Annotated in this window: 10 protein-coding genes; 8 read left to right on the top strand and 2 right to left on the bottom strand. The window is 51.3% G+C overall.

Annotated elements, in window-relative coordinates; all coding sequences use genetic code 11:
- Positions 1–23: 23 nt before the first annotated feature.
- From argH to CBW46_RS19455, 6 genes are all read left to right on the top strand, one after another.
- Positions 24–1,439: an argininosuccinate lyase gene (gene argH / locus CBW46_RS19485; protein ID WP_089201651.1), complete on the top strand. Its 1,416-nt coding sequence runs from the start codon at positions 24–26 to the stop codon at positions 1,437–1,439.
- Between the two features lie 484 nt (positions 1,440–1,923).
- A complete protein-coding gene (gene ftsE / locus CBW46_RS19475) occupies positions 1,924–2,610 on the top strand; it encodes a cell division ATP-binding protein FtsE (protein ID WP_089201650.1) in 687 nt (228 codons plus the stop codon).
- On the top strand, positions 2,600–3,517 hold the full coding sequence (gene ftsX, locus CBW46_RS19470) for a permease-like cell division protein FtsX (RefSeq protein WP_089201629.1): 918 nt from the start codon (positions 2,600–2,602) through the stop codon (positions 3,515–3,517). The genes ftsE and ftsX overlap by 11 nt, the downstream gene beginning before the upstream one ends.
- 166 nt (positions 3,518–3,683) lie before the next feature.
- On the top strand, positions 3,684–4,937 hold the full coding sequence (locus CBW46_RS19465) for a murein hydrolase activator EnvC family protein (RefSeq protein ID WP_089201628.1): 1,254 nt from the start codon (positions 3,684–3,686) through the stop codon (positions 4,935–4,937).
- Between the two features lie 89 nt (positions 4,938–5,026).
- Positions 5,027–6,478: a S41 family peptidase gene (locus CBW46_RS19460; protein ID WP_089201627.1), complete on the top strand. Its 1,452-nt coding sequence runs from the start codon at positions 5,027–5,029 to the stop codon at positions 6,476–6,478.
- Positions 6,479–6,590: 112 nt separating this feature from the next.
- Positions 6,591–7,886, top strand: coding sequence for a PDZ domain-containing protein (locus CBW46_RS19455; protein WP_089201626.1), 1,296 nt, complete (start codon positions 6,591–6,593; stop codon positions 7,884–7,886).
- Positions 7,887–8,186: 300 nt separating this feature from the next.
- On the opposite strand, the gene CBW46_RS19450 is transcribed toward CBW46_RS19455, so the two are convergent.
- Both CBW46_RS19450 and CBW46_RS19445 read right to left on the bottom strand, forming a co-directional pair.
- Entirely contained in the window at positions 8,187–8,945 is a 759-nt protein-coding gene (locus CBW46_RS19450; protein ID WP_089201625.1) for a flagellar motor protein MotB, read from the bottom strand.
- On the bottom strand, positions 8,929–9,720 hold the full coding sequence (locus CBW46_RS19445; RefSeq protein ID WP_089201624.1) for a flagellar motor protein: 792 nt from the start codon (positions 9,718–9,720) through the stop codon (positions 8,929–8,931). Before CBW46_RS19445 ends, CBW46_RS19450 begins: the two co-directional genes overlap by 17 nt.
- Positions 9,721–10,003: 283 nt before the next feature.
- Between CBW46_RS19445 and uvrB the strand changes: the two genes are divergently transcribed.
- Entirely contained in the window at positions 10,004–11,986 is a 1,983-nt protein-coding gene (gene uvrB, locus CBW46_RS19440; RefSeq protein ID WP_424446792.1) for an excinuclease ABC subunit UvrB, read from the top strand.
- A 171-nt stretch (positions 11,987–12,157) separates the two neighbouring features.
- The gene (uvrA, locus tag CBW46_RS19435) at positions 12,158–15,043 is read left to right on the top strand and encodes an excinuclease ABC subunit UvrA (RefSeq protein ID WP_089201622.1); all 2,886 of its coding nucleotides are present in this window, start codon (positions 12,158–12,160) and stop codon (positions 15,041–15,043) included.
- Positions 15,044–15,362: the final 319 nt, after the last annotated feature.

The raw sequence follows: 15,362 nt of genomic DNA, 5'->3' as shown, positions 1-15,362 counted from the left end.
TACACCGGAAAGGGGCAGTAACTTTGTCAAAGCTTTGGGGTGGACGGTTCACCAAGAAAACGGATCAACTGGTAGAGGAGTATACAGCTTCCATATCATTCGATAAAGAACTCGCCGAGGAGGACATCCAGGGCAGTTTAGCGCATGTCACCATGCTCGGCAAGTGCGGAATTCTGCCGCAGGCGGATGTCGACACGATCAAGAGTGGCCTGTTGAAAGTCCAGGGCATGATTCGCCGTGGAGAGCTGGAATTTACGATAGCCAACGAGGATATTCATATGAATATCGAAAAGGCTCTGCTCGACGAAGTCGGTCCTGTGGGAGGCAAGCTGCACACCGGCCGCAGCCGCAATGACCAGGTCGCTACGGACATGCACCTCTATTTGCGTAAGCGGGTAGTTGAGTTTGTATCTTTGCTGAACAAGCTGCAGGAAGCGTTGATCGGGCAGGCAAAGGCAAACCAGGATACTATCCTGCCAGGTTACACGCATCTGCAGCGCGCGCAGCCGATCTTGTTTGCGCACCATATGATGGCCTATGTATCAATGTTTCAGAGGGATATAGAGCGACTGCAGGACAGCTATAAGCGGATCAACGTACTACCGCTGGGAGCAGGTGCGCTGGCCGGCACGACATTCCCTATCGATCGTCATTTTGTGGCCGAGCAGCTTGGGTTCGACAGCGTATACGAGAACTCGCTTGATGCTGTCAGTGACCGCGACTTCATTATCGAATTTCTGTCAAATGCTTCGATGATTATGATGCATCTGTCTCGCTTGTCCGAGGAGCTGATCCTCTGGATGAGCACGGAGTTCCGTTTCGCCGAGTTGGACGATGCTTTCTGTACGGGCAGCAGCATCATGCCGCAGAAGAAAAATCCTGACGTGCCCGAGTTGGTGCGGGGCAAAACCGGACGTGTATACGGTAACCTGTTCGGCTTGTTGACTGTGTTAAAGTCACTGCCTTTGGCATACAACAAGGACATGCAGGAGGACAAAGAAGGTATGTTCGATACGGTGCGTACGTTGCAGGGAGCGTTGCAATTATTTGCACCGATGATTGCGACGATGAAGGTTAACAAGGACCGGATGCGTCAGGCTGTCAATCAGGATTTCTCCAACGCGACCGATATTGCTGACTACCTGGTGAATAAGGGGCTGCCATTCCGTCAGGCGCACGAGGTCATTGGCAAGACGGTACTGTACTGTATTCAACACAATAAATTTTTGCTGGATCTCACGTTGGACGAGTACCACCAATTTTCCGAGCTCTTCGGTCAGGACATATATCAGGTTCTGCAGCCGGAGCAGGTTGTAAATGCGCGTAACGTGTACGGCGGTACGGCATCCAATCAAGTTGCCGCAGCGATTGAGCGGGCAGAAGCGGTCAAGGCACAGACGGATAAATGGTGCGAGGAATATATCGAGAAAAGTAAGTAGTCTCTGTATCTGCATAAATCCCTTTCGCCGGAGTGATCTCTGGAGGAAGGGATTTTTTGCTGTTGGTGGCACCGGCGTGACGGCTCACTCAAGCGTCCCGGCGCCCTTGCTGAGCTGCAAGCTGCGGCGGTACACCTCAGCCCAGCATGGGGGTACCAACGCTGAGCTGTAAGCTTCCGGCGGCACGCGTTTGTTGCAGCGCACCGGTACCTCAGCCCAGCGTGCGGGCACCAACACTGAGCCGTGACCTGTAGCAGCGCACCGGGTACCCGCGCTCAGCTGCAAGCGCGAATCACAATCTTTGCCGTCGCAGCGTGCGCTGCCCAACAGCGTACGACCACTGAGTGTGCTTGCACCCGAGCGATGGAGGCTGTCTGTATTGGGCGACAGATGTGAAATTCTGTTGAAAATGTTTTCCAGGCGAAGGATTTTACCTGTTTATGTCGAATTATTATTAGCTAGTCAAAAATCAGGATGTGATACTGTGATTGAAATGCACGACGTGTGGAAGACATATCCCGACGGAAGTCCCGCGCTAAAAGGGATTAACGTCAAGGTGGACCGTACCGAGTTCCTATATGTGGTTGGACCGTCGGGAGCGGGAAAATCGACATTTATGAAATTAATTTATAGAGAAGAACGGCCGACCAAGGGAAGTATTTTCGTCAACGGTTTTAATCTGGAAAAGCTGAAACAACGTAAAATTCCTTTTGTTCGTCGCAATATCGGTGTTATTTTTCAGGACTATCGCTTGCTGCCGAAGCTGACTGTGTATGAAAATGTCGCTTTCGCAATGGAAGTTATCGAGGCGCCTAAGAAATTCATTATGAAGCGTGTGCAGGAAGTGCTCGATTTGGTGAAATTGAGCGACAAGGGAGGCTCGCTGCCCACGCAGCTGTCTGGTGGAGAGCAGCAGCGGGTGGCGATTGCGCGTGCCATTGTCAATAACCCTGCTGTCATTATCGCTGATGAACCGACAGGAAACCTGGATCCGGACACTTCATGGGAAATTATGAAGCTGCTGGAGGAGATTAACTTCCGTGGCGCCACCATTATTATGGCAACCCATAACAAAGAAATTGTCAACACGATGCGCAAACGCGTACTAGCTATAGAGCAGGGCGAGATTGCCCGTGATGAAGTGAGGGGTGAATACGGCTATGAGGGTTAACACCACGCTCCGCCACTTTAGGGAAGGCGGAAAGAATGTGGTCCGCAATGGCTGGATGTCGTTCGCCTCGATCAGTTCGATTTCCATTTCGTTATTTGTGCTCGGGATCTTCTTGCTGCTGTCGTTGAATGTCAATTACTTGGCACAGCAAATCGAACAGCAGGTTGAGATCAGGGTTTACTTGGAACTGAACACGCCGCAAGAGAAAATTTCAGAGCTGCAAGGCCAAATTGCCTCTTTTTCACAAGTAGCTAACGTGAAGTTCGTGTCGAAAGAACAGGGACTGGTCCAGCTGCGGGAAAAAATGGGCGAAGGCGGACGGCAACTGCTGGAGGGCTTCGATGGCGACAACAATCCGTTAAATGATTCGTTCACGGTAGAAGTTACCCAACCGCGCGAGGTCGCCGCAGTGGCGCAAAAAATCAATGAAATTAACAGCACCGATCCGGTTAAACCAATTCACCGTGTGAGCTATGGTCAGGGAACCGTGGAAACGATGTTCAAAGTGACGCAGATTATACGCAATATCGGTCTTGTTCTAGTGGCAGGTCTGGCGTTGACAGCAATGTTTCTTATCTCTAACACGATTAAGCTCACTATTGTCGCACGACGCAGAGAAATTTCAATTATGAAGATGGTCGGGGCGACCAATTCTTTCATACGCTGGCCGTTTTTCATTGAAGGGGCACTGCTGGGAGTGGTGGGCTCAGCTATTCCCGTTGCTATTTTGCTGTATGGTTATTGGCAGCTCATGCATTCCCCGCAGTTGAACTTGAATCTTATGATGATCAAGCTGTTGCCGTTTGAGCAGATCGTCTTCACGCTATCCGGCTTGCTGCTCGGTATTGGAATTATGATTGGTATTTGGGGAAGTACGCTATCGGTGCGCAAATTTTTGCGGGTGTGAGGGTGAGAACACTAGGGGACATGGGCCGAGCCCATGGTTGGACAAGATCAGGCGAAAATCATGTACACAAGTTTGTGTGCGCTCGGCGCCCATCACGCCTATGGATTAGAGCTTTTGCGGACAGGATGTCCGTGATGCACATTCTGGATTGGGGAGGAAACGCAGTTTGAGAAAGTCTCTTCTGTCTCTTGTCGTCGTGTCGGGATTATTGGGCACTGTCGTGCTGCCTCAGTTTACGTTTGCACTAACGTCATCGCAAAAAATTGAGCAAGAGTTGAATGAATTGGAGAAGCAGCAATCGGCTGCTAGGAAAAACGCGGATCAGGTTCAAGCGGAAATAGGCAGGCTGCAGCAGGAAAAGAAGCAAACGAGCAATGATCTCAATACGATCGTAGGTCAGATCGAAACGGTAAATTTGAAGTTGAATCAGCTGAATGACGAGATTGCAACCATCAAGAACACGCTCCGTGAAATTGGTATACAGCTGGAGGAGGCGCAGGAGCGCATTGAAACTCGTGATGCTCTATTAAAGTCTCGTTTAAGGCTCATGTATATGAATGGAGCTGTGTCCTACGCGGATGTGCTACTTAGCTCGACCAGCTTCAGTGATTTTTTGGATCGTTTGGACGCATTGAAATCGATTGTCAAGCAGGACAAAGAGATTTTGGAAGCCAATCAGCGGGATCGTCAGGCGATAGCGGATAAAGAGGCCGAGAAAAAGCAGCAGTTTGCTCAGCTCGAAGGCTTATACGCCCAGACGGCTGCGGTTAGAGCTGATCTACAGACAAAAGAGAAGGAAAAGGAAGTCAGAATCGCAAGCCTGTCGGAAGAGGAGCGGCAAAAGCGCGAACAGGCTGAGGATATCAGCGAGGCGCAGGAGCAGCTATTACTCCAGCACGCGCGCAAGGAAGCGGCTCTCGCCGCCGCCAGAAGGGCGGAAGCGGCAGCCAGAGCGGCAGCGGCGAGCAAATCCAAATCGGGTGGGAAGAGCTCGCCGACGAGCTCATACAACGCCTTTAGCGGTGGCCGAATGGCTTACCCACTGGAGAAAAATGCCCCAATGACCTCAGATTACGGCACACGCGCAGACCCGTTCACAGGCAAAAGAACATCGCACAAAGGCATAGACTTTGGTGCGCCGAGCGGGACAGGCATATTGGCTGCCGCCGATGGAGAGGTAATTGTCGCCGCATGGTGGAGCGGCTATGGCAACTGTGTTATTATTGACCATGGCAACGGAGTGTGGACGCTGTACGGACATATCCGCAATGGTGGAATCCATGTATCAAAAGGTGATACCGTGAAGCGAGGGCAGAAGATTGCTGAGGTCGGTACGACCGGACAATCCACGGGAAACCATCTGCATTTTGAAGTGCGTATTAACGAACGCCCGGTAGACCCGAAACCGTATTTGCGTTAACCGCTGTTAATAATTTCAAGTAGCTTGTCATATACTACACTGGGCACGTAGTGGACGAGACAAGTAATAAAGGCGGTGAATCGGCAGCAATGACATTTAAGGGACGTACGGTTCTGGCATTTATTTTGTTGGCAATGTTCGCCAGCAGCATTATGACGCTAACAATTGTGCATCCCTCGATCTTTGCCGCGGTAGGCGAAGACAGTGATGCGATGGCTTCGGTGAAAACCGGCCTGGGCACCAAGGATCTCAATAAAATTGCCACCACGTATCAACTGATCGAAGGCAAATTTTTATCGGAAGTCGATCGCGAGAAGGTGGTAAACGGGGCTATCAACGGCATGCTTGCAACGCTGGAGGACCCGTTCACGGTATACATGGATCAAAATGAAGCGAAACAGTTCGACGAGAGCATTACGTCTTCCTTCCAGGGCATCGGTGCTGAGGTGTCTTTGGAAGATGGCAAGGTGACCATTATGGCGCCGATCAAGGGATCACCAGCAGAGAAAGCGGGCCTTCACGTTAACGATGTGATCGTGTCGGTGAACGGAGAAAAGCTCGACGGTCTCACGCTCAATCAAGCGATTATGAAGATCCGGGGGCCGAAGGGCACACAGGCTAAGCTGGAAATCAGCCGGCCGGGTTCACCTGAGCCGATACAGATGATCGTGGTACGTGACGACATCGATGTGGAAACGGTGCATGCGGAAATGCTGCCGGGCAATATAGGCAAAATTGAAATCCGCCAGTTTGCGAGCAATACATCGAAGCGGTTTGCAGACGAACTGCAGGCATTGGAATCCAAGGGAATGAAAGGCCTGATCATCGACGTGCGTAACGATCCGGGCGGGCTTCTGTCGGCAGTCGTCGAAATAGCAGAGCCGTTCGTGCCGAAGGGCAAAGACATCGTGAAGATTGAGGACCGCAACGGAAACCAAGAGGCCACGCCATCACAGGGCACGGGCAAAAACTACCCGGTGACCGTGTTAACCAACAAGGGCAGCGCCAGTGCTTCGGAAATATTGGCGGGCGCTTTGCGGGACTCGGCAGGCAGCAAGGTCATTGGAGAAACGACGTACGGCAAGGGGACCGTTCAGATTACATTTGAGAAAGAAATGGGCGACGGCAGCAATATCAAAATGACCGTGTACAAGTGGCTGACACCGAGCGGTGAGTGGATTCATAAAAAAGGACTCGCGCCGGACATCCCAGTCGAACAGCCGGCTTATTTCAAAGTAGCGCCGCTGGACAAGAAGCAAGTCTTGAAGCCGGACACCAATAACGAGGATGTCAAAAACCTGCAGATTATATTGAGTGGGCTGGGCCTGGCTCCGGATCGCATGGACGGCTATTTCAGCGAAAAAACCGCGCTGTCGGTAAAAGCGTTCCAGCGGATGCAGGGGCTTCCGATCACTGGTGAAGTGGATGCAGACACCGCCAGCCGGCTTGAAAAAGCTATATTGGCAGAAATCAAGAATCCGAAAAATGATCTACAGTTGAAGGCGGCGGTACAGCATTTGCAAACAGCGCTCTCGAATTAACCCTTATAAAAAAGTGACAGCAGAAGGAAAATGCATGCGCCGCGTCGAAATATTCTAAGAAGGTTGGATCTTTCCAGCCTTCTTAATTTTTTTCCTACGAAGGAGAAGCCCTATGACCGTGTTCATGGAAGCAGCGTACAAGGGGCTGCTCGCCCTGCTGCAGTTGCTTACACATCCGTTCTATTATGTAGGTATTTTATTCATCATCTTACAATACCGCCGCCAAATCGCGCTGGAACGCAAGCTTTTTTCAACGAAGCTGCATTCGCTTTTATCAGAAACATGGCGGGCGCTGCTGTGGGGTTGGATCGGCGGGTTAGCTGCATCCGTTCTGATGGGCGTGGTGGGAGCGACCGTCCAGGCTGACGGTGTACTTGTGCTATGGCTCGTTTCACTGCTGCTTTTAGTTGTTCGCGTGCGCTTTTTGTGTTGGGCATACGCTGTTGGTCTAATTGGCATCGCACAGACCCTGCTTGGTGCATTTACAGTGAACACCGCTGCCTGGTCCCCGCCGGCGGCTTGGCTGGCCAACGCCGTGCTAAGTCTAAATATGCCGTCTCTGCTCGCTGTGATCGCCGTACTGCATTTGGTGGAAGCCGGGCTCATATGGCATCAGGGCGCGAAAGCGGCCACTCCGATGTTCTATGAAAGCAAGCGCGGAAAAATCGTGGGAGGCTATCACATACAGGGGTTTTGGCCCGTGGCGTTATTTCTTCTGGTGCCGCTCGAGGGAGGAAGTCAAGCTGCACTCCCCTGGACGCCTATATTAGGCGGTGACATGTGGAGTGGCGGGTGGACGATTATCGCGTTTCCTGTAATGATCGGCTTTGCGGAGTTGACCTTGACCCGGCTGCCCAAAGAAAAGACTCGTAAGAGTGCAAAAATGTTGACCATTTATTCCGCGACGGTGCTGCTGCTAGCTATATTAGCGCATCAATGGCCGGCGGCCGTTGGATTTGCCTCACTTGGCTGCATTTTACTGCATGAAGCTGTACTGTTGTACAGCCGCTGGGATGAAGCTCAACGTACTCCTTACTTCGTTCATGATGAGCGCGGGCTGAAGATTTTAGGAATCTTACCTGGAAGTCCGGCGGAGGAAATGGGTTTGGCGCCAGGAGAGATTTTGCACAAGGTCAATGGCATTGCGGTAACCACAAAACAGCAGCTGCATCACGCGATGCAGCGGAATTCCGCCTTTTGTAAGCTGGAAGTGCTCAATCTGGCTGGGGAAAGTAAATTTTTAAAGCGTGCGATGTTTTCCGGGGAGCACCATCTGTTGGGAATCATTTTGTCTCCCGATCGTGATGCGCTGTACTACGCGCAGGAGCGGCAGCCGCATCTGCTGTTATATTTCAGCAAAAAACTGCTGGGATTATTCAGTAATCAGTCAGGCACAAGGCCTATGTGACACATGGCTGCTGCCGGCGGGAGCGTGACCCGCTGCCAGCCGCTCGAGTGCAGATGGGCAGCTGTTGGAGATGGAGGAAGCTCAATGAACAACGGCGGCACGCGGCCTGAAGGGAACGGAAACACTCACCTAGCTGGTTAGCCCAGCGGGAATACCAAAAAGCTGCCGACTTTTTCCAGTCAGCAGCTTTTTGGTATTGCTGAATCGGCGCATGTGTCCGGAGCACGCCTGTTTGCATCACGCATCCGTTGCGTTTCACCCGTTTGCTCGTCTGTGCATCAGCCCGGCTGTGTTGTCAACTCACAGGTGTGGACTGCGCAGCACGACGATTTCCACGCGACGGTTTTCCGCACGGTTTTCCGCAGTGCTGTTATCCTTGATCGGGCGCGTTTCGGCGTAGCCTGTCGATATGAAACTCTTCGGATCATGTCCGAGATCATTGATAAAATAACGGAGCACGGACAAGGAACGTTCGTTGGACAGGCCCCAATTATCGCGGTAGATCGAGCCTGTAGACAGCGGCACGTTATCCGTGTGCCCCTCGATGCTGATGGTTGTATTTAGCGTTGGAAACAGCGTACCCAGTTGGTTTAAGATGGGGTAAGCGTCCTGTTTCAGCTCGGCCTTTCCTATATCGAACAAAAACAAGTCGTTGAGTGTCACCGCAATGCCTCTCGGTGTGTCAGTCGCGTGTACCTGCGCTTGAAGATTATTCTGCTGAATGTACTGCTGTATTTGAGCCAGCAAATCCTGGAGCTGTTGCTCTCGGTCCGCCTCTGCATTTTTATCCTGCTCGCCGTCTTGCGTCTTATCACCGTCGTTTACGTTGGCGACGCTCAATTGCTCCAAGATGCCTTCGCCGTTCGGCAGCATCGAATCCGCTTGTTTGAATTCCATATTGAGAGATTGGGATAGCAGTTCGTATTTGGCGCTATCGATCTTGCTCATGGCATACATGATAACGAAAAAGATCAGCAGCAGCGTGATCAAATCAGCATAAGTAATAAGCCATCGCTCGTGGTTCACGTGCTCTTCGCGTTTCCTACCTCTCCTGGCCACCGGTATCACCTTCATCTTTAGATTTCTTTTGGGCCTGGTGAACGAATGACTTTAATTTTTTTTGAATCAGCTGTGGGTTTTCTCCCGCTTGGACCGCGAGTATGCCTTCGAGCATGACTTCCATTTCGGCAATTTGCTCCTGGCTGCGGATTTTAATTTTGGTCGCAATGGGCAGGTACACAACGTTAGCAGATGCTACCCCATACAGCGTCGCGGTGAATGCAACGGCAATAGCCGGGCCCAGAGCACCCGGATCAGACAAGTTGCCCAGTACGTGAATAAGTCCCATGACGGTACCGATGATACCCATAGCCGGGGCGTAGCCGCCCGCAGTCTCAAATATTTTGGCCCAGCCCTCGTGATGGTGTTCGAGCGCATCCATTTCGAGCTCTAAAATCTGTCTGGTTAAATCAGGATCCGTGCCGTCGACCACCATTAGCACGCCCTCGCGTAAAAATTCATTCTCACTCTCCTGGGCACGCTGCTCCAAAGCCAACACGCCTTCACGCCGCGCCACAGTTGCCATCTGCACCAGCTCATCGATCACGAGAGACGGGTCCCGCTTGGTTTCCAAGAACGCCATCTTCAATGCTTTCGGTATTTCCTTCAAACGCGACATCGGGAAACTGACAGCGATAGCCCCCGCCGTACCGCCAAAAATGATGAGCATCGCACTAGGAACGATCAGGGCGCCGAGATGGCCGCCATCCCATAAGTAACCCCCGATTAGGGCGCCCAAGCCTATGATAAGGCCGATTATCGTAGTTAAATCCACTTTCCACCCACCCTTACGTCGATAAAATGCTTATTTTTGACCTCTGACTTCCTACGACCGCCTATTGCAGGTAAGGTTTAACCGTTTGCAACAACACATGAAAAAAGGTATAATATATGGGAACAAATATTCCTATGGAGGAAAAAAGTCGTTCGGGGTAAGCCGAAGTCGATTTTTGCATATAAATTGAGTTGGTGCATAGTATTTATCGGTATCAACAGGGTAAAAGTTAATAGAAAACGATCTTTTTCAACGGACGGGTGATGAAATGCACGATGTAAAGATGAACCATAAAACATTTGAGCTGGTGTCGGATTTTGCACCCCAGGGGGACCAGCCTGAAGCCATAAAGAAATTGGTCGGCAGTGTTACAGCGGGTAATAGATATCAGACACTTCTTGGCGCCACCGGCACAGGAAAAACGTTTACAGCAGCCCAGGTGATTGCTCAGTTAAACAGGCCGACGCTGCTTATTGCACACAACAAAACGTTGGCCGCGCAGCTGTGCGCTGAGTTGAAAGAATTTTTTCCTAATAACGCCGTCGAATATTTTGTCAGTTATTACGACTACTATCAACCGGAAGCATATATTCCTTCATCGGATACATTTATAGAGAAAGACTCCAGCATCAATGAGGAGATCGACAAGCTTCGCCATTCAGCGACCAGCGCGTTGTTTGAGCGGCGTGATGTGATTGTGGTGGCCAGTGTGTCCTGCATTTACGGCTTGGGTTCGCCTGTCGAATACGGGAATCTGATGTTGTCCCTGCGTGTGGGGATGGAGCGTTCACGCAACGACATACTGCATCGTCTGATCGACATCCAGTATCAGCGCAACGATATCAATTTTGTCCGTGGCACCTTTCGCGTCAGGGGCGATGTAATCGAGATTTTCCCGGCATCACGAAGTGAACATGCGGTACGCGTGGAGTTGTTCGGAGATGAGATCGAGCGCATCACAGAGATTGACGTGTTGACGGGTGAAATTTTGGGCGAACGCGAGCACATCACAATCTTTCCGGCGTCCCACTTTGTTACCCACGCGGACACAATGAAACGGGCGTTGGTGGACATTGAGCGCGAACTGGAAGAGCGGCTCGCTGAGCTGCGCGCGCAGGGCAAGCTGTTAGAAGCCCAGCGGCTGGAGCAGCGCACACGCTACGACATGGAAATGATGCAGGAGATGGGATTCTGCTCCGGCATCGAGAACTATTCCGGACCATTAACCTTCAGGGAACGCGGGGCTACGCCGTATACGTTGTTTGACTACTTTCCCGATGACATGCTGGTGATGGTGGATGAATCTCACGTCACACTCCCGCAGATTCGTGGAATGTTCAACGGTGACAGGGCTCGCAAGGAAGTGTTGGTCGAGCATGGCTTTCGCCTCCCCTCGGCATTGGATAACAGACCGCTGCGTTTTGAGGAATTCGAATCGAAGGTGAAGCAAGCAGTGTTCATCTCGGCGACACCGGGTCCTTTCGAGCTGGAGCACTGCCCGGACATGGTGGAACAGATTATTCGTCCGACCGGATTGCTCGATCCGGTTATTGAAGTGCGCCAGACCAAAGGACAGATCGATAACCTCCTAGCCGAAATTAATGACCGGATCAGCAAGGATGAGCGCGTTCTAGTCACTACGTTAACTAAGAAAATGGCGGAAGATTTGACGGATTATCTGAAGGAAATTGGGATCAAAGTGCGCTACCTGCATTCGGACATCAAAACATTGGAGCGTATGGCGATCCTCAGGGATTTGAGATTGGGCACATTCCACGTTCTAGTCGGCATCAACCTCTTGCGGGAGGGGCTGGATTTGCCGGAGGTGTCGCTTGTTGCGATTCTAGATGCGGACAAAGAAGGCTTCCTGCGCGCGGAACGTTCCCTGATTCAGACGATCGGCCGAGCGGCGCGTAATGCGAACGGACGGGTAATTATGTATGCCGATAAAATCACGGACTCAATGGACAAAGCGATTCGGGAAACTAGCCGCCGCCGAGAGATCCAAATGGCTTATAACGAACGTAACGGGATCACACCGCAGACGATCCAGAAGAAAGTACGCGATGTGATTGAAGCGGTGAAGGTAGCGGAGCAAAAGGCCGATTACTTGACCGAAGCCAAGCAGGCCAAGATGTCCAAGAAGGACCGTATGGCGCTGATCGAGCGGCTTGATGCGGAAATGAAGGAAGCTGCCAAAAACCTGCAGTTCGAGCGGGCCGCCGAGCTGCGTGACGCGGTGCTTGAATTGAAGGCGGAATTGTAGTATACATTTGATTGCATCACAAGTTGGAAATACTATGGATTATGTTAGAGTAAATAATGGAACAGCGTAAGGTCAGCGTCAATTTCATGCATGTCGGTTCATGCGTTTGGAATATTGCACGTTGACCTGCTTTCGCGCTTCCGTTGAAATATAAAGGATGGTGGTTGGTACGTGGCTAGAGACAATATCGTCATCAAAGGCGCGAGGGCACACAATCTAAAAAATATCGACGTAACGATTCCAAGGGATCGTTTCGTTGTGCTTACGGGACTCAGCGGATCCGGTAAGTCTTCGCTTGCATTCGACACTATCTACGCTGAAGGACAACGCAGGTACGTAGAGTCGTTATCTGCCTACGCTCGTCAATTTTTAGGACAAATGGACAAACCGGATGTCGATTCTATCGAAGGTTTGTCGCCGGCGATTTCCATTGATCAGAAGACAACGAGCCGCAATCCACGGTCTACCGTAGGTACAGTGACGGAAATATACGATTACCTGCGTCTGCTCTTCGCCCGTATTGGACGGCCTCATTGTCCGCAGCACAACATTGAGATCACTTCCCAGACCGTCGAGCAGATGGTCGATCGAATTATGGAATATCCGCAGAGAACTCGTCTGCAGATTTTGGCGCCAATCGTGTCGGGACGTAAAGGCGAGCACACCAAGATGCTCGAAGATATCCAGAAACAGGGATTTGTCCGCATTCGCGTCAATGGTGAAACGATGGACATTGCAGACCGGGTCGAGCTGGACAAAAATAAGAAACATACCATCGAAGTAGTGGTGGACCGTATTGTCGTCAAAGACGATGTGCAGACCCGGCTGGCAGATTCGTTGGAAACCGCGCTGAAGTTGGCCAACGGGCGGGTTATCGTCGATGTATTGGAAAAGGAAGAACTCCTATTCAGTCAGAATCTGGCTTGTCCAGAGTGCGGCTTTAGCATCGAGGAGCTCGCACCGAGAATGTTCTCATTCAACAGTCCTTTTGGCGCGTGCCCTGAGTGTGATGGTTTGGGCAGCAAGATGATCGTCGATCCGGACCTGCTTGTACCTAATCCGAAGTTGTCTATCGAAGAGGGTGCTTTCGAAGCCTGGGCGGGCAGTACGTCGAATTATTACCCCCAGTTTCTCGCGGCAGTGTGTGAGCACTATGGCATCCCGCAGGACAAGCCGGTCGGCGAGCTGCCTCCGGAGCAAATGAAAAAGCTGCTGTATGGCACCGGCGGAGAAAAGGTTCGATTCCGCTACGTCAACGACATGGGGATGAAAAAAGAAGCTTTTGTCCCATTCGAAGGGATCATAAACAATTTGGAACGCCGCTATCGTGATACGTTTTCCGAAGGCATTCGAGAACACATTGAATCATACATGAGCGCCAAGCCTTGCAGCAAGTGCAAAGGCCAGCGTTTGAAGCCGGAGTCGTTAGCAGTAACCGTTGGCGGCAAGAACATTGCGCACGTAACGTCCCTTTCGATCGGCGATTCGCAGCAATGGTTCGATGAATTGGCGTTAACCGAGAGGGAAACGCAGATCGCACATTTGATATTGAAAGAAATCAAAGCGCGGCTAGGGTTTTTGGTTAATGTTGGTTTGGATTACCTGACGATGCATCGTGCTGCGGGCACCTTGTCTGGTGGTGAGGCGCAAAGGATCCGTTTGGCAACGCAGATTGGTTCCAGCTTGATGGGCGTGCTGTACATCCTGGATGAGCCAAGTATCGGCTTGCACCAGCGGGACAACGATCGATTGATCAAGACACTGGAGCACATGCGCGACCTGGGCAATACGTTAATCGTGGTGGAGCACGATGAAGACACGATGCTTGCCGCCGATTATATCATAGATATTGGCCCGGGAGCCGGTATCCACGGCGGGAAGGTTGTCTCTCAAGGTACTCCGAAGGAAGTTATGGAAGATCCGCAGTCTTTGACAGGGCAGTATCTAAGCGGTAAGAAGTTCATTCCTGTGGCTTCCGACCGCCGTAAGCCGAACGGCAAATGGCTTGAGATCAAAGGCGCGAAGGAAAATAATCTGCGCAACGTAAATATAAAAATTCCTTTAGGAGTGTTTACGTGTGTGACAGGCGTGTCAGGCTCCGGTAAAAGCACCTTGGTCAATGAAATTTTGTACAAAACATTGGCTAAAGAGATTAACGGCGGCAAGGTACGCCCAGGCGAGCATCGCGAGTTTATGGGCTTAGAGCATATTGACAAGGTCATCGATATTGACCAATCTCCGATTGGACGAACACCTCGCTCGAATCCGGCAACCTATACCGGTGTGTTCGATGACATCAGAGATCTGTTTTCCGCTACGAATGAAGCCAAAGTCCGCGGATACAAAAAAGGCCGGTTCAGCTTTAACGTCAAGGGCGGACGCTGTGAGGCCTGCCGCGGTGACGGTATCATCAAGATCGAGATGCACTTTCTGCCCGATGTGTACGTGCCTTGTGAAGTGTGCAAGGGTAAACGGTACAACCGGGAGACGTTGGAGGTCCAGTACAAGGGAAAGAATATTGCTGACGTGCTCAGTATGACGATAGAGGATGCATGTGAATTTTTCAAAAATGTCCCACGCATTCACCGTAAATTGCACACATTGTTAGATGTAGGGTTGGGCTACATGGACTTGGGACAGCCGGCGACAACGCTGTCAGGCGGGGAAGCTCAACGTGTGAAGCTGGCCGCTGAGCTGTACCGAAGGAGTACCGGTAAGACCATCTACATCCTCGACGAACCTACAACAGGTCTGCACATCCATGATATCGACCGCCTGTTGAAAGTGTTGCATCGGCTGGTGGAGAACGGAGATACCGTGCTCGTGATCGAGCATAATCTGGATGTCATTAAGACGGCCGATTATATGATTGACCTTGGACCGGAGGGCGGAAGCAAGGGAGGCACTATTGTTGCCACTGGCACGCCGGAGCAGGTGATCAAAGTACAAGAATCATACACTGGCAAGTACCTCAAACCGATTTTGGAAAGAGACAAAGCGCGTTCGGAAGACTATGCTGAGCGTGTCAAACAGATTGAGGACTCTGCGGTATCGTAGCTGCGCAAGGCAGACAAACTGGCAGAACCACTACTACCAGAAGTAACTGCTTTCGTAGCAGCATGTGGTCTAAGTGAGATAGAACTCAACGAAACCAAGACTGAGAAGCAACAAAAAATTACATGAGATGGAACGAGACAGCAAAACAGCATGGCCTACTCAAATTGAGGAGAGCCATGCTGTTTTTTTACATCCAGGAGCGTCCGGCGGCTAACTTCGCACATAAGCACGTGTGGCGTGTGACTTCCCACCCCCGGCTGCAGATCTCATCGGATAACAATCGTGCTCTGCCAGCACAAAAACACAGGCTCGGAACCCA

Origin of the sequence: Paenibacillus xerothermodurans, assembly GCF_002220865.2 — a bacterium.
Classification (GTDB): domain Bacteria; phylum Bacillota; class Bacilli; order Paenibacillales; family NBRC-103111; genus Paenibacillus_S; species Paenibacillus_S xerothermodurans.
Note: the sequence above shows the minus strand (reverse complement) of the source record. Positions and strands in the feature narration are given on the sequence as shown.

Bases quoted from the DNA above. Each gene is read 5' to 3' on its own strand.
- ftsX (WP_089201629.1), top strand. From the start codon at position 2,600: ATGAGGGTTAACACCACGCTCCGCCACTTTAGGGAAGGCGGAAAGAAT.
- CBW46_RS19460 (WP_089201627.1), top strand. From the start codon at position 5,027: ATGACATTTAAGGGACGTACGGTTCTGGCATTTATTTTGTTGGCAATG.
- uvrB (WP_424446792.1), top strand. From the start codon at position 10,004: ATGAACCATAAAACATTTGAGCTGGTGTCGGATTTTGCACCCCAGGGG.
- CBW46_RS19455 (WP_089201626.1), top strand. From the start codon at position 6,591: ATGACCGTGTTCATGGAAGCAGCGTACAAGGGGCTGCTCGCCCTGCTG.